The organism is Micromonospora sp. NPDC049903, assembly GCF_044460945.1.
Taxonomy (GTDB): Bacteria; Actinomycetota; Actinomycetes; order Mycobacteriales; family Micromonosporaceae; genus Micromonospora.
On record NZ_JBITKL010000040.1, the window covers coordinates 1 to 23,567 of the forward strand.

Below are 23,567 nucleotides of genomic sequence, written 5' to 3' on the forward strand. Positions count from 1 at the left end.
CCCGAAGATCACCTCTTCGTGGACCTGCTCAAACACCCACCACCACCCCACCGTCAAGACCTCCTGGCCAGCGGATTCAGGATGGAACTACTTCAATGAAGTTGCGCGGATCTTGCACCATGCCTGCGCAGCCGGGCCACTGACCGCGCCTCGCCCGACCTCGCCCGACCTCGCCCGACCTCGCCTGGCAGCACCGCACCGCGCCCCCGCCTGGCAGCACCGCACCGCGCCCCCGCCTGCGTTGATCAAGAAGTTTTGGCCACGGAGGGATTGGACGGAGGCACAAACTCCTTGGTCATCCCCGGTGAGGGCATGGTCCGTCGGGAGTACTTTCGTCTTGCGCAGGCACACACCTACCTGGGTGACCACCTGGGTAATGGGAGCTGGTGGTGCGGGAGGAGTCCGTCGCTGAGGGGGCGGGTGGTGTGGACGCGGTGCCGGTCGGGGTGAGCTGGTGCGGAACTTCGTCCCCGCGTGGGCGAGTGGGGAGCGGCTACGGTGCCGAGGTCGCTGGTACGAAGCGGCTACGGTGTGGCCGTGATCGACTCGTCACCGCCCCGACGTGCGGGCGAGGCTGAGCCTGAGGCGCTGTCAGCCGGGGCGGTCGCGGCGCGAGGCGTCGCGCTGGTGGTGGTGCTGCCGTTCCGGTTGGCCTGGGAGTTGCTGGTCGCCGTCGCCGGGCTGCTGCACCGGTGGGTGATCGCGCCGACCGTGTGGGTCCTCGACCGGTGTGTGTGGCGTCCGATCCGCTGGCTGCTGCGTCACCTGGTCTGGATTCCGCTGCTCTGGACGCTGCGGGTCCTCGGATGGCTCTGGCACACACTGGTCCGGACTCCGTCGACCTGGCTGTGGCGTCGCCTCGTCGAGGTCTGGTACGGCGTACTGCGGCCACCCCTGCGCTGGTGCGGTCAGGTGCTCGCCCGGCTGCTGCGCTGGTGCGGCCGGGGGCTGGCCTGGCTGGTACGGGTCGTCGTGCTGGTGCCGTCGTACTACCTGGTGTGGCTGCCGCTGGTCTGGACCGTACGGCTGCTCACTCCGCCCGCCCGGCTGCTGGGCCGATGGCTCGCGGCGCTGGCCGGGCTGCTCGCTGCCGTGCTGGGCTGGGCCTGGCGTACGGCGGGGCGCATCCTCCGCTGGTGCTGGGTGTGGACGCTGCGCCCGGTGTTCCGGGCGGGGCTGTGGGTGTGGACGCACCTGCTGCTGCCCGTCTGCCGGGCGGTCGATGCCGTCTGGCAGACGACGGTCGGCTGGCTGCGCCGCAGCGTCCTGGAGCCGATCGGCCAGGCCACCCGCGAGGTACTGGCCGGCCTCGGCCTACGCCGCTGACCACACCAACGGACCGGCGGCACCGGCGCGAGCACGGCTCGGTCCGATGTAAGGAGGGGTCCCCTGCTATACACGAGGCGTTAGCAGGGGACCCCTCCTTACATCCACACCCCGGCCTGGACGGGGGAGTTGGCGGTCAGAGGACCAGGTTGAGCAGGACGGTCAGCACGATCGAGGCGACGATCGAGAAGAGGATCATCAGGAGGCAGCCGAGACCGCCGCCCGCCGGTCGGATCTCCGTGTTGCCGATACGCATGGCTCACATCCTGCCGGTCACAGTTCGCGCAGCCGGGGCAGCAACTGCTCCTGCGCCCATTCGAGGAACATCGGTTGGTGGTCGCCGCCCACCTGCACCAGCGCCACGTGCGTGAAGCCGGCGTCGACGAACTTCTTGAACGCGGCCACGTGCTTGTCCACGTCCGGGCCGCAGGAGATGCCGGCGGCCACGTCCTCTTCGCGTACGGACTGTGAGGCGGCCTCGAACGCGTCGGTGTCGGGCAGTTCGGCGTTGACCTTCCAGCCGAGCCCGAACCAGCGGAACTGGTCGTGCGCGATCTTGCGGCACTCGGCCTCGTCCGGGCCGTAGCAGATGGCCACCTGACCGTAGCGGGGTCGTCCGGCGCCACCGGCCTCCTCGTACATCTCCACCAGGCGGGCCTGCGGCTCGGTGGCGATCATGCCGTCGGCGTACTCGGCGGCCAGGGTGGCCGACTGCCGTCCGGACGCGGCCACCGCCATCGGCACCGGCGTGTCGGGCCGGTCCCACAGGTACGCGTCGGGCACGTCGTAGTGGTTGCCGGAGAAGGTCAGCGTTTCGCCGTTGAGCAGCGGCCGGATGATCTGCAACGCCTCCTCGAACATCTCGTGCCGTTGCTGCACGTGCGGCCAGGCGCCCACCACGTGCTCGTTGAGGTTCTCCCCGGCGCCCAGACCGAGGGTGAACCGCCCGTCGGAGAGGAGCCCAACGGTGGCGGCCTTCTGCGCCACCACGGCCGGGTGGTAGCGACGGATCGGGCAGGTCACGAACGACATCAGCTCCGCGCGGGAGGTGGCGTGGGCGACCGCGCCCAGCACCGACCAGGCGTACGGCGAGTGGCCCTGCGACTCCAGCCAGGGGTAGTAGTGGTCGGACATGACGAGCTGGTCGAAACCGGCTGCCTCGGCCCGTACCGCGTAGTCGACGAGTTCCTTGGGGCCTGCCTGTTCGCACATCAACGTGTATCCGATGCTGACCATGCTGTCTCCTTCGCTCCCCGGCGGTCCGTTTGCGGATACCCGGGCCCGGTTGGGTCAACCCTCATCGACGCTTGACGAGCTTCCCGGAGGCTGCCTACGGTTGTCTGAACCGGTTCAGGCGCCGGCCGGGAGCCCATCCTGTGGTGGGGATGGTCCGCCCGTGGCGGCCCGGCCTCTCGTGGGCCGTCACGGGTCGCCGCCCGTCGAGCCGCGCTACTGAACCGGTTGCTTCCGAGGCTTCATCGGCCTACGCTGATGCCTGCCTCGCCGGGCCTCTCGCCGTGCGGCTGCCGGGCACAGCCGCCGCACCTGCCACTCACCGCAATCCCTCCTGGGCACGGGGGAGAGAACTCCTGCGAGGAATCGATGAGAAGACTTTTCGGGGCCGTCGGCGCCGTGCTGCTGGCGACCGTCGCCGCAGTGTTCGCCTTCGGCCCGTCGGCGCACGCCGCCACCGGCTTCACCGTCAGCGGCGGCAAGCTGTACGACGCCAACGGCAACGAGTTCATCATGCGCGGCGTCAACCACGCGCACACCTGGTACGCCAACCAGACCAGTTCCTTCGCCAACGTCAAGGCGCTCGGCGCGAACACCGTCCGGGTGGTGCTGTCCAGCGGGGACCGGTGGACCCGCAACAGCGCCGACGACGTGTCGAACGTGATCCAGCTCTGCAAGACCAACCGGCTGATCTGCGTCCTGGAGGTGCACGACACCACCGGGTACGGCGAGCAGAGCGGTGCCGCCACCCTCAACCAGGCGGTCGACTACTGGCTGAGCATCGCCAGCGCGCTCAACGGCCAGGAACGGTATGTGATCGTCAACATCGGCAACGAGCCGTACGGCAACCAGAACTACTCGTCCTGGGCCACCGACACGTCGAACGCGATCCGGCGGCTGCGTAGCGCGGGCCTCGCGCACACCATCATGGTGGACGGCCCGAACTGGGGCCAGGACTGGTCCTTCACCATGCGGGACAGCGCGCCGACGGTGTTCGACGCCGACCCGGCCCGCAACACCGTCTTCTCGATCCACATGTACGGCGTCTTCGACACCGCTGCCGAGATCAGCGACTACCTGGGCCGCTTCCGCAGCCGGGGCCTGCCGATCGTGGTCGGCGAGTTCGGCCACTACCACTCCGACGGCGACCCCGACGAGGACGCCATCCTCTCCTACACGCAGGCCAACGGCATCGGCTGGCTGGGCTGGTCGTGGAGCGGCAACGGCGGTGGCGTCGAGTACCTCGACATGGCCACCTCGTTCAACCCGAACCAGTTGACCACCTGGGGTCAGCGCCTGTTCAACGGCACCAACGGCATCCGGCAGACCGCCCGCGAGGCGAGCGTCTTCGGCGGCACCCCGCCGCCGACCACGCCCCCGCCGACGACGCCCCCACCCACGACGCCTCCGCCGACCACCCCGCCGCCCACCACGCCTCCGCCGACGACCCCGCCGCCGGGAGCCGGCTGCACGGCGACGTACTCGATCACCGGTCAGTGGCAGGGCGGCTTCCAGGGCGACGTCCGGGTGACCGCCGGCAGCAGGGCCATCACGGGCTGGACGGTGCGCTGGACGCTCGCCAGCGGCCAGTCGGTGAGCCAGTCCTGGAACGCCACGGTCACCAGCAGCGGTACCGCCGTGACCGCCCGCAACGTGTCCTACAACGGCCAGCTCGGGGCCGGTGCCAGCACCAGCTTCGGCTTCATCGGTAGCTGGACCGGTAGCAACCCGGCTCCTGCGGTGACCTGCACCGCGAGCTGACGACCGTACCCCTGACGGTGGCCGGGCCCGACGCGGGCCCGGCCACCCGGGCCAGTCACCGGTCGCCCCGCCGGTCGTCCGCCACGCCGCCTTTGCTCTGCTTCACCCCACGCACCGATGTGGCGTCCGAACCGTTGCGTCGGTTCAAGCAGAGCAAAAGCGGCCGACGGGACACCTACCAGGAGCGGCAGACCGGCGAGGCGGACAGGTGCCAGCGGGCGATCGCGCGGTCCGGGCTCAGGCCAGGCGGGCGGCGCCGTGCTTACGTCATCTGGTCGAAGCCGCCTAGCCGGTTCTCGACGCCGTGCGACAGGAATTCTGCGCAGGTTCTCCCAGCGACCTTTCAGGGCCGCCCGATACGGTGCCGCCGTCAGCGTCCGTTCCTAAAGGGAGCCCGGGCACCAGACCCCGCAGGAGAACTGAATGGTCTTCAAGAAGATGTTGAGCGCGTTGGGCGTGGGCGGTCCGAGTGTGGACACCGTCCTGGCCAACCCGAACACCAGGCCCGGGCTGGCCCTCGACGGTCAGGTCAACCTGCTCGGCGGGGAGGCGGCGGCGAGCATCGAGCAGATCGTCATCGGCCTGGTCACCCGGGTCGAGGTCGGCGAGCAGGCCGGGGTGATGGAGTTCCACCGGCAGGTCGTCAGCGGCCCGCTCCAGCTCGCCGCGAAGCAGGCGCTGTCCATCCCGTTCCAGCTTCCGGTGCCGTGGGAGACCCCCATCACCGGGCTGTACGGCCAGCGGCTGCACGGCATGTCGATGGGTCTGCGTACCGAGCTGGCGATCGCCAAGGCGGTCGACAAGGGCGACCTGGACGAGATCAACGTGCACCCGTTGCCGGTGCAGGAGCGGATCCTGGAGGCGTTTCTCCAGCTCGGCTTCCGCTTCAAGAAGGCCGACCTGGAGCGCGGGATGATCCAGGGCGTACGCCAGACGCTGCCGTTCTATCAGGAGATCGAGTTCTTCGCCGCGCCGCAGTACGCGCAGACCGTCAACGAACTCGAAGTGACGTTCGTGGCCAACCCGCACGGCGTGGACGTGGTGCTCGAGTGCGACAAGCGGGGCGGATTCCTCGCACCCGGGCAGGACGTGTTCGGCCGGTACCAGGTGGCCCACTCCGACGCCGAGCGGTCCGACTGGGTGGAGACGGTCGACGGCTGGATCCAGGAGACCATCGGGCGGTTCGGGGCGCTGCGCGCCCAGTCGTTCGGCCCGCAGGGCTACGGCGCGCCGCAGGGTTACGGTGCGCCCGGCTACGGTCCGCAGGGGTACGGCCCACAGGGGTACGGTCAGCCGGGCTACGGCACCCCGAACAAGTACGGCCCGCAGCAGCGGCGGGGCGGGGTCGGCATGGGCGGTGTGGTCGCCGGTGCGGCGCTCGGCGCGGCGGGCGGCATGCTCGCTGGTCACATGATCGGCAACGCCTTCGACGGTGCCGAGGAAGAGGTCACCGAGGCGGCCGGTGACTTCGGCGACTTCGACGGCGGCGGCGACTTCGGCGGGTTCGAGGAGTTCTAAAGCCTCGCCCCCGCGCGGCGGGACGTGGCGAGACAGGACGGTGGCCCTCCGGGAGACTTCCCGGAGGGCCACCGCACGCAAGGGGTCAGCGCCGCCCGCGCTGCTTGCGCTCCGCGGCCGAACGCCGCTGGCTACCGGCCTTGGCCAGACCACGGCTACCCAGGTAACCGATGGTCAGCAGCGTGATGAAGAACCACGCCTGACCGGGGTTGTTCAGGTTCAGGCCGTTCGCGGTGGTCCCGCGCCAGAAGGCAGAGATCACCACGAGGGTGACGGCTGCCGCGTAGATCCAGAACTCGGTCGTCAGGAGCGAGTGCTTGGTCTCCGTACCCGGAGACGGCATCTCCTCCCGGTGCCCGTCGTGCATCATCGGCATCTGACGGGTGGCGGCCTCTTGCATGGCCTGCCGATTCTGGGCGTCCTGTGCCGGACGGTTCATCGGCCTGGTGGATGCAGCCTGCGTGCTCATCTGTCCTCCTCAGGATGTGATGAGTCGTCACCTGCGGCCCTCGCCCCGCTACCGCGTGTCGGCCACGGCACGGTTCGCGCACATGGCGGGGGCACCCGCCGTCTACCCGGCCGCCGGGGGGCAGTAACACCTCGCCACCTGGCCGAATCCGTCCGGCCCGGGGATACCTGCCGGGTGGGGGACATCTCGCCCCCACGAGTCGGATGTCCCGTTCCGACGCTCTCCACACCGAGCCCCCTGCCCGGTAGAGAGCACGCCCCCTGCCCGGCAGAGAGGTGGTGCGGGTTTGCCGGGCCGGTCACCGGGCACGCCATCAGGACCGACGCTTCTGCGAGGTGATGGATCGTGCGTGAGGACGACATGCGACAGGACGCCGCCCGCCGGGCCGAGGAACGGATCGCCGGCGGCGTGTACGGCGAGGGCGCCGTGGACGAGGTGACCGTGCCGCCCACCGATGTGGAGAGTGCCATCCAGCGCGACGACCGGGACGATCCGGCGCACGTGCCGATCGACCCCACCGTGCTGCGCGACGGCGGTCCCACCCGGGGGCAGGGCGCGCTCACCACGACGGGCGGTACGGCCGGACCGGCCAGCGCCCGTCGGGTGGCCCGTCAGCCGGAGCGGCACCGGGGCAAGGTGGCGCCGACCACCACCGGTGACGCCACCACCGGCGGGATGAGCACCCCGTCCGGCGGCAGCACCAGCGACCAGTCCACTCCCGCCACCCACGTGGGCAGCTTCGACTGACCCACCCACCCACCGGCCCGGCCCTCACGAGGGCCGGGCCGTCCTCGCTCCCACCGGTCCCCGCCCCCCACACCCCCCGCCGATCATGGACTTGTGGCTGGGACATAAGCCGCACAAAAGGCCAAAACCTTCGCCACAACTCCATGATCGTCGCGGCGCCCCCGGGCGGGGGCAGGGGCGCCGGGGGCAGAGCGAGGGGGCGGGGCGGCAGGGCGGTGCGGTCAGGGGGTGGGGGTGAGGGTGGTGAGGCGTTGGGTGGCGCGGGTGAGGGCCACATAGAGGTCGCTGCGTCCACGGGGGGACTCGGCGACGATGCGGTCCGGGTCGACCACGATCACCGAGTCGAACTCCAGGCCCTTGGCCTCGGCGACGGTCAGCACCACGACCCGGTTCTCCAGGTCGGGCTGCTCGCCGACGGCCGCCTCGGGCAGCGCGGTGGTGAGCGCGGTGCCGAGGTCGTCGACGCGACCGGCCGGCACGATCACTCCGAGCCGTCCGTCGGTGAGCCCGGCGGCCTCGTCGGTGGCGACGTCGACCAGCTCCGCCGCCAGCCGGTCTGCCGGTACGTCCCGCGCGGCGGGCGGGAAGCCGCTGGCGCGTACGGCCCGGGGTGGGCGCAGGGTCGGGTCGATCTCGGCGAGTACGCCGGCGGCCACCTCCATGATCTCGGCGGGGGTGCGGTAGCTGACGGTCAACTCGGTGAGCCGCCACCGGTCGGCCACGTACGGGGCCAGCGCCTCCGACCAGGACGGGGTGCCGGCCAGGGCCCCGGTCTGGGCCACGTCGCCGACGATCGTCATTGAGCGGCTCGGGCACCGGCGCATCAGCAGTCGCCAGGCCATCGGGGACAGTTCCTGCGCCTCGTCGACGATGACGTGGCCGAACGCCCAGGACCGGTCGGCGGCGGCGCGCTGGGCGGTGGTCAGGCGGTCGGCCTCCTCCTGCCGTTCCAGCAGCCGGTCGGCGTCGAGCAGGTCGGTCACGCCGAGGATCTCGCCACCGTCGACCTCGTCCTCGACGTCGATGGACCGGGAGCCCCGGGCGATTTCCAGCACGCCCTCGGCGTACTCGCGTTCCATGGCCCGGATGCGTTCCCGGCGGGCGGCGGCGGCCCGGTCGTCCTCGCCGAGCAGTTCCGCCGCCTCGTCCAGCAGCGGCACGTCGGCCGGGGTCCAGCCGCCGGGCTCGCGGTGCAGGGCGGCCCGCTCGTCGGCGGTGAGCATCGGCGCGGCGGTGGCGATGCGGTCGGTGCTCGCGTACAGGTCGGCGAGCAGGCGTTGCGGGGTGAGGACCGGCCACAGCTCGTCCAGCGCGGCGGTGATCTCCGGTTCCTCGCGCAGTTCCCGGCGGATCTCGGCGCGGTCGGCCTCTTCGAGCAGGTTGTCGCCGCCGAGCGGGTCGGCACCGATCCGTTCGGCGACCTGGTCGGCCAGGGCGTGGATGATCTCGACGTCGAAGAGGGCACGGGCCAGGTTGTGCGGGCGGTCGCTGTGGCGGACGCGGTCCCGGGCGGCCCGGACGGTCGCCGGGTCGAGCAGGAGGACCTCCTGCTGCGGCAGCTCGATCTCCAGCGGCTCGTCGGGCACCCGCTGCCGGTCGTGTACCGCGTTGGCCAGCACCTCGGTCATCACCGACCGGCCCTTGAGGGCCGCGGTGGTGGCCGGCTCCGCGCGCCGGGCGCTCACGCCGGGGAAGAGGTCCCCCTGGGTACGCAGCAGCACACCGGTCTCGGCCAGCGCGGGCAGCACCTGCGAGATGTAGCGCAGGAAGGTGACGTTCGGGCCGACCAGCAGTACGCCCCGGGTGGAGAGTTCCCGGCGGTGCGTATAGAGCAGGTACGCGGCCCGGTGCAGCGCCACCGCGGTCTTGCCGGTGCCGGGGCCGCCCTGCACCACCAGCATGCCGGACAGGTCGGAGCGGATGATCCGGTCCTGTTCGGCCTGGATGGTCTCGACGATGTCGCGCATCCGGCCGGTACGCCCGGCGTTGAGCGCGGCCAGCAGCGACGCCTCGCCGGTCAGCTCCTCGTGGGCGGTGGGGGAGGCGGTGTTCAGGTCCAGCACCTCGTCGTTGAGGGCGACCACCTTGCGCTGCCGGGTACGCAGGTGACGCCGCCGCCGGATGCCCTGTGGGTTGGCGGCGGTGGCGAGGTAGAAGGCGCGGGCGGCCGGGGCACGCCAGTCCATCAGCAGCGGGTCGTAGTCGCCGTCGGTGTCGAAGATGCCGATCCGGCCGATGTAGTGGCGCTCGCCGTCGTCGGTGTCGAGGCGACCGAAGCAGAGACCGTTCTCCACCGCCGCGAACTGCTCGACCTGTTCGGCGTACATGCGGACCGCGCTGTCGCGCTGGGAACGGGCCTGGAGTGTGCCGCCCGCCGCCCGCAGCTCCTCGGTCAGCCGCCGTGACGCCTGGTCCCGCAGGTCGTCGAGGCGGTGGTAGAGCATCGAGACGTACTCCTGCTCGCGGCCGATCTCGTCGTCGGACGGCGAACCGCCGGAGTGCCTTGACAATCCGTCTCCCGGTGGGTTAGATTTCGATTAGGAACGGCTTTTCGAGCCGTTCTTTTTTGTTGCCTGAACTGCCGAAGATACCCCGCGACGACCGCCGGAGCCAAGGCGGTCGAGCCCCGTCACACCCCCGTGTGTGACGCCCGCGCCCCGACTCCGGGCGGTGTGGTCACCGGCGTTCGGTGCAGACCTCGTCGGACCGCGCGACCGTGTCGGTGGACCAGGCGACCGCGACTGTGAAGCAGTAGTCGAGGCTGCGGTTGAGGCCGTAGACCACGAAACTGTCGGTGCCGGCGGGCAGGTCGGCGAAGGGGTTCTTCGGCTGCCCGGTCCGACCACCCGAGATGATCACCGGTCCCTCCGCCCCGGCCGGGTAGGTCCAGCTCAACGTGACGCTGTCCCGGTTGTCGCGCAGCGAGACTTCGGTGGGCGGCGCGCCGGGCGAGGCTGGCGGCGCCTCCGGTGCCGACGCGGACGGGGGTGCCGCCCCGCTCGGGGTCTCCCCGGCCGTGGGGGAGCCGGGTTCGCCCGGGCCGTCGACCCGGGACACCCCGGCGATCACCGCGGCGGCGCCGAGCAGCACCACGACCACACCCGCCGCGATGATCGGCACCAACCGGTTCGGTCGGGGGGAGGGCGCGGCCGGCGTCCGGGGTACCGGCACCGGGAGCAGCCGGGACGACGGGCCGGTGCGTTCCGGTTCCAGCCGGCGCAGCCGGTAGACCCCGGGTGCCTGCGGCGCCGGACCGGTCAGACCCATCACGCTCGGCGGTACGGCCGACCCGCTCGACTCGGCCGTCGGGGTCGGGCCGGGCCGGGCCGGGTGGGCGGGGTCGGGGGAGGGCGAATCGGTCGGTTGCCCGGTCCACCAGTCCTGCGGTGGCCCGGCCGGACCGTCCACCGGCTGCCGGGGGGTGGGCACCGGCGACGCCGCCCCGGCGGGCTGCTGACCGGTCTGGTGGCCCTGACCGGGGTGGTAGCCCTCGGGCGGGTGCTGCTCCCCGGCGTACCCGGCATCCGGGTCGCTCGCCGCCGACCACGATGCGCCGGTGGGCCACGCGCCCGCACCGGTGCTACCCGCCGGTGTGCCGCCGCCACCGGCACCCGTCGGCCACGTGCCGTCTCCTGCGCCGTCCGCCGGCCAGCCCGCCGGACCGGGCGCGTCCGTGTGCCAGCCCGCCTGATCGGTGCCGTCCGTGGGCCAACCGGTCTGACCAGGGGTGTCCGTGGGCCAGTCCCGATCGGCGTCGTGCGGGTCGGGCCAACCGGCCGCACCCGACCCCGCCGGACCGGCCGCCCAGGTCGGCGTGGTCCCCGAGTCGGAAGCCGGAGACCCGGTCCAGTTCGGCGTGGCCTCGGCCCCGGAGGTCGACGACCCCGTCCAGGTCGGCGCGGCCCCGGCGTCGGGGGTCGCGGGCCACGTCGGGTCGGCCCCGGAAGCCTCCGGAGCCGGTGCCGCACTCCAGGTCGGTGCCGGTGGGGTGGCGGTGGGCGGCCAGTTCGGGTCGGTCCCGTCCCAGTCCGCTCGCGGGTCGTCCGGCCGGTCGTCGGTGTCGTGGTCGGGCCAGGCGGCCGGGGCAGCGGTGGCGCCCTGAGCCGCCCAGTCGCCGCTGGGCGGGGCGTCGCCCTGCGACGGGGTCCGGGCGGCCGGTACGACGGAGCCCTCCGCGCCCACCGGCGGGGTGTCGGCGCAGACGTGGTCGGGGTTGGCGGCGGCCCGGGACAACGACGCCACCTGGGCGGTCAGCGGGTCGTCCGGGGCGAGGTGTCGACGGGCGAGTTCCCGGGCCAGCGCGAGGTGGTCCTGCGCCTCGGTGAACTGCCCGCAGTCGCGTTGCATCGCGCCGAGCCGGGCGAGCATCTTGATGCCGCTGGGGTGCCCGTCGCCGTACACCTCGCGGTGCAGCTCCCAGGCGTCCTGGAGACGGTCGCGGGCCACCTGGCACTGGCCCCGGGCGTACTCCACGGTGGCCAGGTCGGCGTGTGCGGCGAGCACCCGCAGGGACTCCGGCCCGTCCGAGGCGGTCAGCTCGATGATGACTTCCTGGTACAGCCGGGCGGCCCGGGACCAACTGCCGACCCGGTGCAGCACCGCCGCGAGGGTGGCGGCGGCGGCGACCGTACGCGGGTCGGGTCGGCCGTGCAGGCGGGTGGTGGCGGCGTACGCGTACGCCGCCCAGCCTCGTGCCGAGTGCGGTTCGCCGAGGGCGACCAGCACCCGGGCGTGCAGGCCGGCCGCCTCGGCCATCTCGGGTGTCGCGTTGGCCGGGCGCGGGTCGGCGCCGGTCAGCGCGTCGGCGAGGAGCCGCTGGGCACCGGCGAGATCGCCGGAGGAGACCAGGTCGTGCGCCTGATCAGTCAGTTCACCGAAGCCGGAGGGCACGCCCCATCGTGCTCACCCGACGACGGTATGTACAAGACCCGCGCCGGAGTGGTTCGGTCAGGATCCGGTCAGGGCTGGGTCAGGCGATCGGCCAGCGCCTCGCTGATCCGGCGTAACTGGTCGACCTGGCCGGGGCTGAGCGCGTCGAAGAGGTGGCGGCGTACCCCCTCGACGTGGCCGGGCGCGGCGGCGGCCAGGGCGGCGAAGCCGTCGTCGGTGAGCAGGGCGATCTGCCCGCGCCGGTCGGTCGGGCAGTCCTCCCGGCGGACCCAGCCGGCCGCCTCCAGGCGGGCCACCGCGTGCGAGAGCCGGCTGCGGGAGGAGCCGCTGGCCTCGGCGAGTTCGCTCATCCGCAGCCGACGCTCCGGCGCCTCGGAGAGCCGGACCAGGATCTCGTAGTACGCGTGCGGCATCCCGGCGTCACGTTGCAGCTCGCGGTCGAGCGTCTCCATCAACGCCCGGGAGGCGGTCAGGAACGCTCGCCAGGTGCGCTGCTCGTCCGGGTCCAGCCAGCGGGTCATGACCGCCATCATAGCGGCATTAGTTGAACGCTCAACTAAAACGCGCTAGCCTCGGTGACATGGGAATCCATCGCCTCAACCACGCCGTCCTCTACGTCAGTGACCTGGAGCGCAGCGCCGCCTTCTATCGCGACGTGCTCGGCTTCCGCCGGGTGCCGATGACCCCGGAGGGGTTCCGGGGCGCTGCCTTCCTCCAGGCACCCGACTCCACCAACGACCACGACCTCGGCCTCTTCGAGATCGGCGCGGGAGCCGGTCGCTCGACCGCCGGTCGGGCCACCGTCGGCCTCTACCACCTGGCCTGGGAGGTGGACACGCTCGACGAGCTGGCCGCTACCGCCCGCCGCCTCGCCGGGGCCGGTGCGCTGGTCGGCACCTCCGACCACGGCACCACCAAGAGCCTCTACGGACAGGACCCGGACGGGCTGGAGTTCGAGGTGGTCTGGCTGGTGCCGGCCGACCGGCTGGACGACGCCGCGCTCGACGCCCGCACCCGGATCGGCCGCCTCGACCTGGCCGCCGAGATCAGCCGGTACGGCGGCGACACCCGGGGCGGCATCGGCATCTCCGTCCCCGCCGCCTCGTCGCACTGACCCGTCCCGGCCGCGTCGCCGCCGGGCGGTGCGGTAGAACGGCAGGGTGGCAGATGAGGTGGGGCGGCAGGTGGTGGTCCGGCACCTGAGGGTCTGGGTGCCGGGCGCGTTGCGACGCGCGCGCCGGGCGACGGTGGTCCTCGGGTACGACGGGCGCGACCCCGCCCTGGCCGAGGAGGTCGTCCGGGTGGCCGGCGAGTGCGCCGGCGATGTACGCGGTGCCCGGTTGACCGTGCTGGTGCTGGCCGGCGGCACCGAGGAGCTGCCGGCCCGGCTCGGTGCCGCCGAGGCGGGACTGCCCGCCGAGGTCACGGTGCACCTGATGCCCGGTCCGACGGCCCTGCTGCCGGTGGCGCTGCGCGCGTCCGGGGCGTCCGGCGCGCCGGTGCTGTCCTACCTGGAGGTGGAGGGGGCCGTCGATCCGGTGGCGCTCTCCGCCGCCGCCTCCGGCCGACCCGGTGAGGTGCTGGTGCCGGCCGGTCCGGACACCCCGCTGCGGTCGGCACTCGTCGACGCCGGGTTCCCGCTGGTCGCCGAGGTCGAGGTGCCCTCCGGTCGGCGGATCGGCTTCGGCACCGCCTCGGACCGCAGCCTGGAGTCGTTCAAGGAGAGCCTCTGGGAGGTGGGCGCCGGCCAGGCGGACCCCGCGCCGCTGGGCCGGGCGCTGCTCGCCGAGCTGTCCCGCTCCGGCCCGCGTACGGTGACCGAGCTGCGCCGGTATGCGGTGACCGACACGGCGTACCGGGCCGTGGACGCGGTGCGGGCCCTGGACGCGCTGCTCGACGCGGGCGCGGTGCGGCGTGACCCGGAGCAGGGCCGGCTCGGCGGGGACGTGGTGATCACGGCCGCCGCTCGGTGAGCCGTTTGACCACCAGGGACGCGCCGGTGGCGATCACGCCGATGCTGAAGACGAGCTGCGCGCAGACCAGCACCCGGGCGAACTGCCCCTGGGCGTGCACGTCGCCGTAGCCGACGGTGGTCAACGTGGTGAGCGCGAAGTAGAGCGCGTCCACCCGGGTGTGCAGCGCGACGAACTGCTCCGGAGCCACCCGGGCGACGACGTAGTCGGCCATGGCGAAGGCGAGCAGTCCGGCGATCAGGGCGACCACCAGGTGCACCACCGAGGGCGGCTGCCGTCCGCGTGCGACGGCGACGAGTTGGCGGCGTACCTGGCCGGTGACCAGTGCGGCGACTCCGCCCAGCAACAGCAGTGTCAGGGCGACGCGCAGGCCGAGCCGGGCGCCGTTGGGGTCGGCCTCGATCGGTACGACGAAGTACACGACCAGGAGCAGCAGGCCGGCCAACCATGCCCGCCGACGCTCGTGCGGATGGTCCGGTGTCCGTGGCATGTCGAGATTGTCCGGTCCGACACCCCGCCGACCGGGCGTATCCGTCGATTCCGGGTGCGGCAGACCGAGGTCGGCGTGGCCGCCGGCACATGCGAGCGGGGCGCCGGAATGCTCCGACGCCCCGCGCGACTCACGGGCTCACGCCCGGGACTTGTCCTGCTTCCAGGAGAGCGGGCCGGGCAGGTCGACGCGGTGCGCCTTGGCCCGCGAGTTCCACGACCAGCGACCGATCTTGATGCTCCAGGACGAGAAACCGTTCTCGGTGAAGTTCAGGATCAGCGGCCCGTACTTCTTGCGTTTGCGGAACATCAGACCCATCGTGGGCCTCCCTTCGTCATCCCCGCGCGGCATCGAAGATTCCCGTAACGAAGATCGGCCAAACCACGCTCTGCACAGTGGAAGTCGAACGTCCGCAGTAGCCCGAATATCCTATTCATCAGATGGGTTTTCTCAGGCTCAAGATCCTGGTTGAATCATGAGTGTGTGGAGTGAAAGAGCGTTCATCCCAAATCATGGGAAGCGCTGAGTCGCCGACTCCACCCGGCGTTTCGGAGAGGACCCCTCATGCACCGCACCCCTCACCCCATCGCACCGGCCGCGCCGACCCGCCGCCCGGCACCGGTGACGGCGTGACCACCGCGCAGCGCAGCCGCACCGACGAGCTGCGGCCGGTGGACCCGGAGCTGTTCCGTACGCTGCTGCGCCGTCAGGCCAGCACGGTCACCGTGGTCACCGCCGTGGCCCGGGGCACCCGACCCGCCTGCCTCGGTGACGTGGGCGCACCCCTGCGGGCCGGATTCACCGCGACCTCGTTCACCTCCGTCTCGCTGGACCCGCCGCTGGTGTCGTTCTGCCTCGGCACGACCTCGTCCAGCTCCCCGGTGCTCGACCGGGCCGAGCACGTCGCCGTGCACCTGCTCGCCGCCAACCAGACCGAGGCCGCCCGGATCTTCGCCACCAAGGGCGTCGACCGCTTCGCCGCGTACCCCTACTGGGAGGCCGGGCCGTTCGGGCTGCCGCTGCTGACCGGGGCGCTGGCGCGGCTGCTCTGCCGGGTGGTGCACCGGGTGCCCGCCGGCGACCACTCGCTGGTGATCGCCGAGCCGCTGGCGCTCGCCGAAGGGGTCGACGGCCCGCCGCTGCTGCACCACCGGGGCGGATACACCACGGCAGCCGCCGCGTGACCGTGTCCACCCACGACGGGCGGGTGGGTCAGCGAGGTTCCCAGGCGTCGGGAGCCGTGGTGAGTCGACGGACGTGGGTGGGCAGTCGGCCGCCCACCACGTCGGCCAGGCTCACCTCGTCGACCACCCGGCGCAGCGACGCGCGCACCGCCACCCACAACCCGGGCAGGTGCTGCGCCACCCCGTCGTAACTGGTCTCCTCCGGGCGCAGCCCGCGAACACCGGCCAGCGGTCCCTCCACCGCACGCAGCACCGCCCCGATGGTCACCTCCCGGGGCGGCCGGGCCAGGGCGTACCCGCCCTCGGCGCCGCGCTGGGCACGGACCAGCCCGGCCCGGCGTAGGTCGGCCAGGACCGCCTCCAGGAATTTGCGAGGCATGTCCTGCTCCGCGGAGATGGTCTGGGTGGACAGCAATGCCGGGTACGCGGCGGCCAAGCTCAGCGCCGCCCGTACCGCGTAGTCGCCACGCGCGGAGATCTGCACCCTGCCATCATGCCCAACCGGCCCGGGCCTGGGCGTCGCCGGGCTGACGGAGTGACCGACCGGATGGGCCGCGTCACGCCCGACGGGGCACGCCGGAGCGCCGCGTCAGGCCCGGTGGGCCTCGATCGACGGACGGGACCGCAGCATCGGGGCCGGTTCGGCGGGCGACCGGGGGCGGACGACCGGGCTCGGTCCGGGATGTTCCCGGGCGGCCCGGAAGGCGCCGGGGCTGACCCCGACCTCGCGGGTGAAGAACCGGCCGAAGTTGGTCGGCTCGGTGAAGCCGAGCTGTCGACCGATCCGGGCGATGGGCTCGTCGGTGGCGGCCAGCAACCGGCTGGCCTGGAGCGCGACCCGCTCGTCCACCACCTGCTTGGCGCTGTGCCCGGTCACCGCCAGACAGGCCCGGGTGAGGGTACGCACCGAGCAGCCCAGCCGCTCGGCGTAGTCCTCGACCCGACGGGTGCGCTGGTAGCCGCGCTCCACCTCGCGGCACAACCGACGGAAGGTCTCCTCCTCCGGGCGACCGGCGCGGCGTTGCTCGGACGGCAGCATGCTCAGGCGCAGCAGCAGCACGGTGAGCTGGTGGCGCAGCAGGCTGCGGCCGGCCGGCACGTCCTGGTGCCGACGAACGTCCACGGTCAACTGGGTCACCTCGTTGATGACCGCGTCCTCGTCCTCACCGGCGAGCTGCACCCGGGTGGGTACGTCGTCCACGTCGACGTCGAGCCCGCGCAACGTGTCCGGGTGCCACCGGACCACGGTGGCGTCCAGACGGGGCGGCGGGCAGCGCAGCACCTGCCCGGCGCGTACGCGCAGTAGTGTGCCGGGGCGGCACGGCTGGGCGCGGAAGTCCACCTCGGCGACGCCGTGACCACCCGTGCCGAGCACGATCAGCTCCCGGTCGAGCAGGACCGGGCGTCGCCACCCGGTGTCGGGCTTGAGATCACCCAGCGTGATCGTGTCGATCTCGGCCGGGCCGGAGGCAGCGTGGGGCAGAACCCTGTCGAGGTGACCGGAAGGGACCATCACCTGCGACGTTAGCCCGCGACCGGCCGGTACGCACCTCTGGTGATGGGCGCGTCGCCGAGCCCGCGCCGCCCGCGTCCACGCCTCGATCGACCGGGGTGGGTGGCCTGCACTTGTCGGCGTACCGGCCGGCGGTTACGTTACCGAGCGGTAGTCATCTGGTCGCCGTGGCGGGCGAACGGTCCGCCTCGGCGGACCGACCGCCGGGGAGCCGCGGCCGGCTCGCGAGGGGATGGGCATGCAGGATCTGTTCTCGGTCGACGGCAAGAATGTCCTGGTGACCGGCGGTTCGCGGGGGATCGGGCTGATGATCGCCCGGGGGTTCGTGGCGGCCGGCGCGCACGTCATCATCTCGTCCCGCAAGGCGGCCGTCTGCGAGGCGGTCGCCGAGGAACTGTCCACGCTCGGCCACTGCACCGCGATCCCGGCCGACCTCGGCGACGACGACGGCGCGCGGCAGTTGGCCGCCGCCGTCCGGGACCGGGTCGACCGGCTCGACGTCCTGGTCAACAACGCCGGAGCCACCTGGGGCGCACCGCTTGCGGAGTATCCGGAGAGCGCCTTCGACAAGCTCTGGGCGGTCAACGTCAAGGCCGTCTTCCGGCTCACCACCGAACTGCTGCCGGTGCTGCGCACCGCCGCCAGCGCCGACGACCCGGCCCGTGTGATCAACATCGGCTCGGTCGACGGCATCCGGGTCCCGGCGATGGAGGTGTACGCCTACTCGGCGACGAAGGCGGCCCTGCACATGCTGACCCGCACCCTGGCGCACCAACTCGTCGGCGAGCGGATCACCGTCAACGCCGTCGCCCCGGGACCGTTCGAGAGCAAGATGATGGCGTTCGTGCTGGACGACCCGGATGCCCGGGCCGCCGTCGAGGCGCAGGTGCCGCTCGGTCGGATCGGTCGACCGGAGGACATGGCCGGCGTCGCGATCTTCCTGGCGTCGCGGGCCGGCGCGTACCTGACCGGTGCCGTGATCCCGGTCGACGGGGGCATCACCACGCACGGCTGAGCGTCCGTGGTGATGATCGCGCGGACGTGCGGAGTCCTTGGTGCGGCCCGGCCAGGGGCCAGGTCGCGTGGTGCGGCTGGCAGGCGTGGACGCGGGTGCGGGTGGTGCGGGTGGTGTGCGTACCGCCGGACGAGCCGGGGCCGCGCGGACTCGGCAGATCCGCGCGGCCCCCGCCTGGGTCGGTGGTCAGCGACCGGCGAGCAGCCGGTTCACCGCCGTGTCGACGTCCAGGTGCTCGGCCTCCCGGCCGCGCGGGACGACGACGTAGGTCCGCCGCAGAAAGCGCACCAGCACGCTGCGCGGCACCTCGAACAGGGCGTTGCCGTCGGGCGACGACAGCGCCAGCGCGACGAAGTCGCCGCGCGGGGTGGCCCACGGCCAGACCCGCACATCGCCGATGCCAGCTGGCTCGTCGAGCCCGGTGACCAGCAGCTCGCGAGCGAACGACCAGCTCACCGCCTCGCCGCCGGCCGATTCGGCGTGGAACAGGACATGGACCGCATACGGGTCAGCAGGGTCGTAGCGCAGACTGGCGCGCACCGGCAATGCGGTGGCGTCAGGCGCGACTAGCCTTAGCGACGTCTCGACCTCAACGGTCGTCGGTCGGATGACACTCATGGACGTTCTCCCCCCGGCACCGCGTGCGGAACGCGCGTGTCCCGCTTTTCCCATACTCAGCCGCTACTCCTGGCTACGCTCCGCCATACGCTGACTTCACCCAGTGGTGGGAGAGGGTTCGGAAAGGCCCCGAGAACGTGAAAATTCGTCTAGGATTTCCGGTTCTGCCCAGTGTGTTGATCGCGCCCGATCATCGGGTAGCTCAGTCGTCGACTTACTCCGGTAACGTCCAGTCGGCCGTTGCAGTGACGGTCCCGCGCCACACTGGGCGTGAAATGATCGGTGAGCGATCCTCAGTGGATCAGCTGGCGAGGCGAGGCCCGTCGAACGGCGCGGCCCGCAGAGCCGAACAGCGGGGGTACGGGTGCCGAACGAACAGCACGACCGGCACGGTCGGTCAGTAGTCGAGAACGAACCGGCCGACAACCGCCGAACCGGCCGCAACGAACGAGGCTTCTCCGACGGGAATAGCCCCGCCGGACGGGGAAATCCTCACCGCATGCGGAACGAGCGAATCGAGGCGGACCGGACCGGCGACGGGCCGGACCCCACCGGCGCACCCGGGCGGCCCCGCTGGCGGCAGCGCCTCTCCACCACCCTCGCGCTGATCCGTGCCAACCCCACCGGCCGCCTGGCCCTCCGGGTCGTCATCGGCGTCCTCGGCGCCCTCGTGGTCACCATCGGCATCGTGCTCATCCCGCTACCCGGCCCCGGCTGGCTCCTGGTGATCGCCGGCCTCGGCATCTGGGCCGTCGAGTTCCACTGGGCCAAACGCCTGCTCGCCTTCACCCGCCGCCACGTCCACGGCTGGACAGCCTGGGTGAAGCGACAGTCACTGGCCCTACGCCTGGTCATCGGCTCGGTCGGCCTCGTCTTCGTCGGCGCCGTCGCCCTGCTCTCGATCAAGTACAGCCTCGGCATCGACGTGATCGCCCAGGTCCTGCGCTACCTCGCCACGAACTGACCCCGGGTTCGCGGGTCGGCCGCACGATCGGGTAGAGTCATCCGCGCTGAGGGCGATTAGCTCAGCGGGAGAGCGCTTCGTTCACACCGAAGAGGTCACTGGTTCGATCCCAGTATCGCCCACGCAGCTCAGGCCACTTCCCGGCTTCGGGAGGTGGCCTTTCTGCTGCCCGTACAGCAGCGAAGTACAGCAGTTCGTCATCGCGTCAGGGATTCGCCAAGGCGCTTGAGCGCATCTCTCGTCGCCTGCGACGACACCTGCGTGTAGATCTCCATCGTCACCGAGAAGCGGGCGTGCCGGAGGATCTGCATGGCGACTCGCGGATGCACGTCGAGGTCGGCCAGGAGGGTGGCGCAGGTCCGCCGGGCGTCGTGAACGGTGATCGGCTTCGTTGCCGCCTTGTCGCAGCGGGTCTGCCAGGAGCGCTGGAAGTTGCGCGGCTCGATGGGCGTGCCGTAGCGGGTGGTGAACACCAGGTCGTTGTCGTGCCACGCCTTACCGGCGGCTGCCCGTGCCTCGTCGCGCTGCTCGTTCCTCAGCTTGAGTGCGGCTAGGCAGATGTCGGGCAGGGGCAGGGTGGCGTCGGACGCCTGGGTCTTGGTGTCGCGGTGCAGGAGCTTTCCGCGTACGCGTTGCAGTTGCCGGCCGATGGTCAGCTCCCCGGCGTCGAGGTCGACGTCGGCCCAGGTGAGGCCGAGGGCTTCGCCTTTGCGCAGACCGGTGACGAGGACCAGGGCGTACGCGGCGTAGAGCGGATCGGCGTCGCCGCGAGCGGATTCGAGGAAACGGCGGGCTTCGTCGCTGGACCAGGACTTGCCGCGTCGACGGCGGACGGTGGCGAGGGTGACCGGCACGGCCGGATTCTTGGTGATGAGGTCTTCGGCCTGGGCGTGGGTGAGGGCGGCGCGCAGTGCGGCCCGGATGTCGCTGACCGTGCGCGTGGACGGGACCGCCTGGCAGCAACGGTCGACCGCGCAGCAGCGCCGCTTCTCCTTGCGGCGGGCGGTGTCCTTGCCCTGGGCGCAGCACTGGCAGGTGCGGGCCACCTGGTTGAGCCAGGTCTGCACGTCGCGCGCCTGGAGCCGGTCGAGTCGCTTGGTGCCGAGGCCGGGGGAGAGGTAACGCCGGACGAACGTCTCGTAGGTGGCGTAGGTAAGCGGCGCCCGGTTCGGCTCGATGATCTCGGTCAACCAGTAGGCGAGGAAGCTGCCCACCGTCGGCACACTGGTCGCCACCGGTCCGGCCTTGGCCTGCTGGTGCAGTTTGATCCACTTGTCGTGGACGGCGTCGCGGGTCTTGCCGTAGACGTACTTGCGGGTGCGTTTCCCGTCGGGCTTGGTGACCCAGACGTACGCGGCGAAGCCGTTGCGGTACGGGAAGATGGAGCCTTCGCCGTTGGCGCGGGCACGGGCGGGCATCAGGCGGCCTCCTGCCGGTCGATCTGCTCGCGGATGTAGTCGTCGACCCACTCGGGCAGGATGCGGCGGTACTTGCCGTCCTTGATGGAGCGCAGCTCACCGGTGGCGATCTTCATCTTGACCTTGGAGATGCCGAAGCCGAGCAGGACGGCGACCTCGGCGGGGGAGTACCAGCGGGGGGTGAGAGATCGGGTCATGCCGCCACCTCCGACCACAGCTCGTGGGCGAGTTCCTCCCGGCCGACGCGGCGGCGTTCCCGGTGCTGGGCGGCGGCGGTGTTGGCGAGCAGGGCGTCCCCGTCGGTGAGCCACCCGGAGCCGACGAAGGCCAGTGTGCCGACGGTGACGGAGCCGTCGTCGGCGCGGCGGTAGGTGGCGCGGGTGTCGCGGAGCAGTCCGAAGGTGACCGAGTACCGGCGGGCCTTGGTGAGGAAGTGGCCGCCGTAGCCGAGCATGTGCGCCCACCGTCGCAGCCCGGCGTAGACATCGGGTGTGGTGTCAAGGACACCTTGACGGTCGTCGGCATGGGCGGCGGCGTCGCTGGTGCGGTGCCGGGTGGGGCGGCCGAGTCGCCAGCAGGCGTCGATGAGCCGGGCCAGGTGGTCGCCCTCCGGATCGGCGTAGGCGTCGATGGTGCCCGGGGTGAGTCTGGTGGAGCAGTGGCCGGTGACCTCGGTGGCCTTGGTGGCGTACTTGGCCAGGTAGGCGGCCACCCTGGCGTCGGTCACGTCCCCGTCGCCGGTGCCGATGCGGCGCACGTCGACCTGCTCGCCCCAGGCGATTGCCCAACCCTGCGGCCGGTCGGGATGCGGTGGGGTGGCGAAGCCGATCTGCCGGGCGGCGGCGTGCACGGCGGCGTCGAGGTCGTCCACGGTGATCCCGACCGGCGGCGGGACCAGGGCGTGCCGGTCACCGGGATCGACCCCGTCGAGACGCAGCAGAACATGGAAGTGCACCGCGCCCCGGCGCTGCATCTCGGCGACCTTCCCGTGCGACACCCGCACCGGCGGCACCCGCCGAACCCGGCCCGAGTCGGTGACGACCTCAACCCTCGGGATACCGCGCCGGTTGCAGAGGGCGGCAAGGTGCCGCTCGACGGCCTGTTTGGTGCGTCGCCACAGCTCACCGGCGAAGACGTTCCAGACGACCTGGTGATCGTGGTCGTAGCAGTCCAGGCAGAGCGGCCGACCGAGCTGCGGATCGGCACCGTCGTGACGGGCGAAGCAGGCCCCGGGCCGCCCGTGCGGGCAGGTGGCAGCGTCACGGCGAGCGTGGCAGGGGGCCGGTCGGCAGTCGCAGCGCCGCCGGTCGGCACAGGTGTGGAGGGGTACGTGCCGGTGGTGGACCGGGCCGAACGACGGCGCGGTGAAGGTGGCGAAGACGACCGGATGCCGGGCCACCGAGGCGGGCACGGTCTTGCCGCCGGTCAGGCCACAGCGGACGACCTGGAAGGCGTCACCGGCGTAGACCCAGGAGCAGTCCGGGCACTGGGCGGCTCGCCGGTTGCCGCACGCCTTGTAGAGCACCCGATCGGGCAACTCGTCGGTGTGCTGCTCGCCCAGGACCCGCCCGGTGTCGCGGTCGACGGCGGTCATGGTGCCGGTCAGCCGGATCGGACGGGCACAACCCCCGGCGGACCGGGTGTGCTCCAGCCAGCCGAAGTAGTCGGGGGTGGCGGCCCGGTGCAGGGCCTGGGCGTCACGCCCGGCGGCGACGCCGGGACGGTGCAGGGTGGACACGATCTCTCCTCAGGGCGGGTGGCAGGGACGGGCGACGAACCACCACCGGTCGCCGGAACGCCGTCCGTCGGTGGTGTTCGTGGTGTCTCCTGGCACCGCCGTGGAGGGCGGCTGACGCCGGAGGGCGGATGTGGCTGACCGCCGTTGAGGTGTGGTCCTTCCGGTTGCCGTGCTGAGTGAGGCCGGGACGGGTGGGGTGCCTGGAGGTCGGCATCCGGCGGGTTACCGCAGGCGAACCCCACCCGTCGAGGGATGCGAATCCGGGCCATCGTGACGGCGGGAAGACCGTGCTGGGCCACTCAGCGGATTCCGGGGCCGACATCGCGGCCAAGGTGATCGAGAACCGGCGGGACGTGGCCCGCATCAGCGGCAGGAAGGCCGCTCAGCAACTCCGTGGTCGAGCCCAGCGATCCGGCACGAAGGCCGCACTGGCGTGCTCGACGACCGCCAGAGTAGCACCGGGTACTGACGCGTCAACCCGTCGTGAACCTCGGTGCCGAGCAGGGCCGGACCGGCTGCCGGCCGGGGTGGGAGAACTTTCTGTACGTCTATCAAGGCGGCCCTGAACGGGCCGCACGCGCCGCCGCCTGGGCGCGCGGCCGTTGCTCCGCTGGCGCTCCGACTCGGGCCACGCAACAGGCCCGGCGGCTGGCGCGGAGAGCGGGAAGCCCGGGGGCCGCCGGATGACGACAGGCCGTTGTCCGGTGGGA

21 protein-coding genes, 1 tRNA gene and 1 pseudogene are annotated in these 23,567 nt (G+C 72.0%); 10 read left to right on the forward strand and 13 right to left on the reverse strand.

Annotated features, from left to right (window positions below; all coding sequences use genetic code 11):
• Nucleotides 1-537 precede the first annotated feature (537 nt).
• Nucleotides 538-1,326, forward strand: coding sequence for a hypothetical protein (locus tag ACIBO1_RS30685; protein WP_396752572.1), 789 nt, complete (start codon nt 538-540; stop codon nt 1,324-1,326).
• Between the two features lie 273 nt (nt 1,327-1,599).
• Here the strand turns inward: ACIBO1_RS30685 and ACIBO1_RS30690 are convergent, their stop codons facing one another.
• The gene (locus ACIBO1_RS30690) at nt 1,600-2,562 is read right to left on the reverse strand and encodes a TIGR03557 family F420-dependent LLM class oxidoreductase (RefSeq protein ID WP_396752574.1); all 963 of its coding nucleotides are present in this window, start codon (nt 2,560-2,562) and stop codon (nt 1,600-1,602) included.
• 366 nt (nt 2,563-2,928) lie between these two features.
• Here ACIBO1_RS30690 and ACIBO1_RS30695 point away from each other — a divergent pair, with 366 nt between their 5' ends.
• Entirely contained in the window at nt 2,929-4,320 is a 1,392-nt protein-coding gene (locus ACIBO1_RS30695) for a cellulase family glycosylhydrolase (protein WP_396752576.1), read from the forward strand.
• A 423-nt stretch (nt 4,321-4,743) separates the two neighbouring features.
• On the forward strand, nt 4,744-5,838 hold the full coding sequence (locus ACIBO1_RS30700) for a sporulation protein (RefSeq protein WP_396752578.1): 1,095 nt from the start codon (nt 4,744-4,746) through the stop codon (nt 5,836-5,838).
• Between the two features lie 85 nt (nt 5,839-5,923).
• Here the strand turns inward: ACIBO1_RS30700 and ACIBO1_RS30705 are convergent, their stop codons facing one another.
• Nucleotides 5,924-6,307, reverse strand: coding sequence for a hypothetical protein (locus ACIBO1_RS30705; RefSeq protein WP_396752580.1), 384 nt, complete (start codon nt 6,305-6,307; stop codon nt 5,924-5,926).
• A gap of 345 nt (nt 6,308-6,652) precedes the next feature.
• Here ACIBO1_RS30705 and ACIBO1_RS30710 point away from each other — a divergent pair, with 345 nt between their 5' ends.
• A complete protein-coding gene (locus ACIBO1_RS30710) occupies nt 6,653-7,054 on the forward strand; it encodes a hypothetical protein (RefSeq protein WP_350695477.1) in 402 nt (133 codons plus the stop codon).
• Between the two features lie 221 nt (nt 7,055-7,275).
• Here the strand turns inward: ACIBO1_RS30710 and ACIBO1_RS30715 are convergent, their stop codons facing one another.
• The 3 genes and pseudogenes from ACIBO1_RS30715 to ACIBO1_RS30725 all read right to left on the reverse strand — a co-directional run bounded on the left by ACIBO1_RS30715 (nt 7,276) and on the right by ACIBO1_RS30725 (nt 12,474).
• Nucleotides 7,276-9,564 carry a HelD family protein gene (locus tag ACIBO1_RS30715; RefSeq protein WP_396752582.1) on the reverse strand — a complete coding sequence of 763 codons (2,289 nt, stop codon included), beginning with the start codon at nt 9,562-9,564 and terminating at the stop codon, nt 7,276-7,278.
• A 1,608-nt stretch (nt 9,565-11,172) separates the two neighbouring features.
• A pseudogene (locus ACIBO1_RS30720) lies at nt 11,173-11,944 on the reverse strand (tetratricopeptide repeat protein); the annotation flags it as partial.
• Nucleotides 11,945-12,012: 68 nt separating this feature from the next.
• Nucleotides 12,013-12,474: a MarR family winged helix-turn-helix transcriptional regulator gene (locus ACIBO1_RS30725; protein WP_396752615.1), complete on the reverse strand. Its 462-nt coding sequence runs from the start codon at nt 12,472-12,474 to the stop codon at nt 12,013-12,015.
• Nucleotides 12,475-12,524: 50 nt separating this feature from the next.
• Here ACIBO1_RS30725 and ACIBO1_RS30730 point away from each other — a divergent pair, with 50 nt between their 5' ends.
• Both ACIBO1_RS30730 and ACIBO1_RS30735 read left to right on the forward strand, forming a co-directional pair.
• The gene (locus ACIBO1_RS30730; protein ID WP_396752584.1) at nt 12,525-13,058 is read left to right on the forward strand and encodes a VOC family protein; all 534 of its coding nucleotides are present in this window, start codon (nt 12,525-12,527) and stop codon (nt 13,056-13,058) included.
• 46 nt (nt 13,059-13,104) lie between these two features.
• Nucleotides 13,105-13,917: a hypothetical protein gene (locus tag ACIBO1_RS30735; protein ID WP_396752586.1), complete on the forward strand. Its 813-nt coding sequence runs from the start codon at nt 13,105-13,107 to the stop codon at nt 13,915-13,917.
• On the opposite strand, the gene ACIBO1_RS30740 is transcribed toward ACIBO1_RS30735, so the two are convergent.
• Together ACIBO1_RS30740 and ACIBO1_RS30745 are read right to left on the reverse strand one after the other, a co-directional pair.
• On the reverse strand, nt 13,898-14,407 hold the full coding sequence (locus tag ACIBO1_RS30740; protein WP_396752588.1) for a potassium channel family protein: 510 nt from the start codon (nt 14,405-14,407) through the stop codon (nt 13,898-13,900). The two genes, ACIBO1_RS30735 and ACIBO1_RS30740, sit on opposite strands and share 20 nt — an antisense overlap.
• A gap of 138 nt (nt 14,408-14,545) precedes the next feature.
• Complete coding sequence (locus tag ACIBO1_RS30745) at nt 14,546-14,725, reverse strand: DUF4236 domain-containing protein (protein WP_131056659.1); 180 nt, start codon at nt 14,723-14,725, stop codon at nt 14,546-14,548.
• 311 nt (nt 14,726-15,036) lie between these two features.
• On the opposite strand from ACIBO1_RS30745, the gene ACIBO1_RS30750 reads away from it, so the two are divergent.
• On the forward strand, nt 15,037-15,591 hold the full coding sequence (locus ACIBO1_RS30750) for a flavin reductase family protein (protein WP_396752590.1): 555 nt from the start codon (nt 15,037-15,039) through the stop codon (nt 15,589-15,591).
• A gap of 28 nt (nt 15,592-15,619) precedes the next feature.
• Here the strand turns inward: ACIBO1_RS30750 and ACIBO1_RS30755 are convergent, their stop codons facing one another.
• Both ACIBO1_RS30755 and ACIBO1_RS30760 read right to left on the reverse strand, forming a co-directional pair.
• Nucleotides 15,620-16,075 (reverse strand): Rrf2 family transcriptional regulator, encoded by a 456-nt coding sequence (locus tag ACIBO1_RS30755; RefSeq protein WP_350695468.1) that lies wholly within the window; start codon nt 16,073-16,075, stop codon nt 15,620-15,622.
• Between the two features lie 105 nt (nt 16,076-16,180).
• On the reverse strand, nt 16,181-17,104 hold the full coding sequence (locus ACIBO1_RS30760; protein WP_396752593.1) for a helix-turn-helix transcriptional regulator: 924 nt from the start codon (nt 17,102-17,104) through the stop codon (nt 16,181-16,183).
• A 238-nt stretch (nt 17,105-17,342) separates the two neighbouring features.
• On the opposite strand from ACIBO1_RS30760, the gene ACIBO1_RS30765 reads away from it, so the two are divergent.
• The gene (locus ACIBO1_RS30765; RefSeq protein ID WP_396752595.1) at nt 17,343-18,119 is read left to right on the forward strand and encodes an SDR family oxidoreductase; all 777 of its coding nucleotides are present in this window, start codon (nt 17,343-17,345) and stop codon (nt 18,117-18,119) included.
• Between the two features lie 186 nt (nt 18,120-18,305).
• Here ACIBO1_RS30765 and ACIBO1_RS30770 read toward each other — a convergent pair whose 3' ends face one another.
• A complete protein-coding gene (locus ACIBO1_RS30770) occupies nt 18,306-18,737 on the reverse strand; it encodes an SsgA family sporulation/cell division regulator (RefSeq protein ID WP_007457244.1) in 432 nt (143 codons plus the stop codon).
• Nucleotides 18,738-19,236: 499 nt separating this feature from the next.
• Between ACIBO1_RS30770 and ACIBO1_RS30775 the strand changes: the two genes are divergently transcribed.
• On the forward strand, nt 19,237-19,701 hold the full coding sequence (locus ACIBO1_RS30775; protein WP_396752597.1) for a TIGR02611 family protein: 465 nt from the start codon (nt 19,237-19,239) through the stop codon (nt 19,699-19,701).
• A gap of 50 nt (nt 19,702-19,751) precedes the next feature.
• Nucleotides 19,752-19,823: transfer RNA gene (locus tag ACIBO1_RS30780), tRNA-Val, on the forward strand.
• 75 nt (nt 19,824-19,898) lie between these two features.
• Here the strand turns inward: ACIBO1_RS30780 and ACIBO1_RS30785 are convergent.
• The 3 genes from ACIBO1_RS30785 to ACIBO1_RS30795 are packed head-to-tail and all read right to left on the reverse strand — an operon-like array spanning nt 19,899 to nt 22,860.
• Nucleotides 19,899-21,119: a tyrosine-type recombinase/integrase gene (locus ACIBO1_RS30785; RefSeq protein ID WP_396752599.1), complete on the reverse strand. Its 1,221-nt coding sequence runs from the start codon at nt 21,117-21,119 to the stop codon at nt 19,899-19,901.
• Nucleotides 21,119-21,316: an excisionase family DNA-binding protein gene (locus ACIBO1_RS30790; protein WP_396752601.1), complete on the reverse strand. Its 198-nt coding sequence runs from the start codon at nt 21,314-21,316 to the stop codon at nt 21,119-21,121. The genes ACIBO1_RS30785 and ACIBO1_RS30790 overlap by 1 nt, the downstream gene beginning before the upstream one ends.
• The gene (locus ACIBO1_RS30795; RefSeq protein WP_396752616.1) at nt 21,313-22,860 is read right to left on the reverse strand and encodes a replication initiator; all 1,548 of its coding nucleotides are present in this window, start codon (nt 22,858-22,860) and stop codon (nt 21,313-21,315) included. Before ACIBO1_RS30795 ends, ACIBO1_RS30790 begins: the two co-directional genes overlap by 4 nt.
• Nucleotides 22,861-23,567: the final 707 nt, after the last annotated feature.

What these genes read in the sequence shown, in the direction of transcription:
- ACIBO1_RS30700 (WP_396752578.1), top strand. Translation starts at nt 4,744, where the DNA reads ATGGTCTTCAAGAAGATGTTGAGCGCGTTGGGCGTGGGCGGTCCGAGT.
- ACIBO1_RS30705 (WP_396752580.1), bottom strand. Translation starts at nt 6,307, where the DNA reads ATGAGCACGCAGGCTGCATCCACCAGGCCGATGAACCGTCCGGCACAG.
- ACIBO1_RS30785 (WP_396752599.1), bottom strand. Translation starts at nt 21,119, where the DNA reads ATGCCCGCCCGTGCCCGCGCCAACGGCGAAGGCTCCATCTTCCCGTAC.
- ACIBO1_RS30745 (WP_131056659.1), bottom strand. Translation starts at nt 14,725, where the DNA reads ATGGGTCTGATGTTCCGCAAACGCAAGAAGTACGGGCCGCTGATCCTG.
- ACIBO1_RS30770 (WP_007457244.1), bottom strand. Translation starts at nt 18,737, where the DNA reads ATGAGTGTCATCCGACCGACGACCGTTGAGGTCGAGACGTCGCTAAGG.
- ACIBO1_RS30775 (WP_396752597.1), top strand. Translation starts at nt 19,237, where the DNA reads ATGCGGAACGAGCGAATCGAGGCGGACCGGACCGGCGACGGGCCGGAC.
- ACIBO1_RS30725 (WP_396752615.1), bottom strand. Translation starts at nt 12,474, where the DNA reads ATGGCGGTCATGACCCGCTGGCTGGACCCGGACGAGCAGCGCACCTGG.
- ACIBO1_RS30790 (WP_396752601.1), bottom strand. Translation starts at nt 21,316, where the DNA reads ATGACCCGATCTCTCACCCCCCGCTGGTACTCCCCCGCCGAGGTCGCC.
- ACIBO1_RS30760 (WP_396752593.1), bottom strand. Translation starts at nt 17,104, where the DNA reads ATGGTCCCTTCCGGTCACCTCGACAGGGTTCTGCCCCACGCTGCCTCC.
- ACIBO1_RS30765 (WP_396752595.1), top strand. Translation starts at nt 17,343, where the DNA reads ATGCAGGATCTGTTCTCGGTCGACGGCAAGAATGTCCTGGTGACCGGC.
- ACIBO1_RS30695 (WP_396752576.1), top strand. Translation starts at nt 2,929, where the DNA reads ATGAGAAGACTTTTCGGGGCCGTCGGCGCCGTGCTGCTGGCGACCGTC.
- ACIBO1_RS30690 (WP_396752574.1), bottom strand. Translation starts at nt 2,562, where the DNA reads ATGGTCAGCATCGGATACACGTTGATGTGCGAACAGGCAGGCCCCAAG.
- ACIBO1_RS30740 (WP_396752588.1), bottom strand. Translation starts at nt 14,407, where the DNA reads ATGCCACGGACACCGGACCATCCGCACGAGCGTCGGCGGGCATGGTTG.
- ACIBO1_RS30730 (WP_396752584.1), top strand. Translation starts at nt 12,525, where the DNA reads ATGGGAATCCATCGCCTCAACCACGCCGTCCTCTACGTCAGTGACCTG.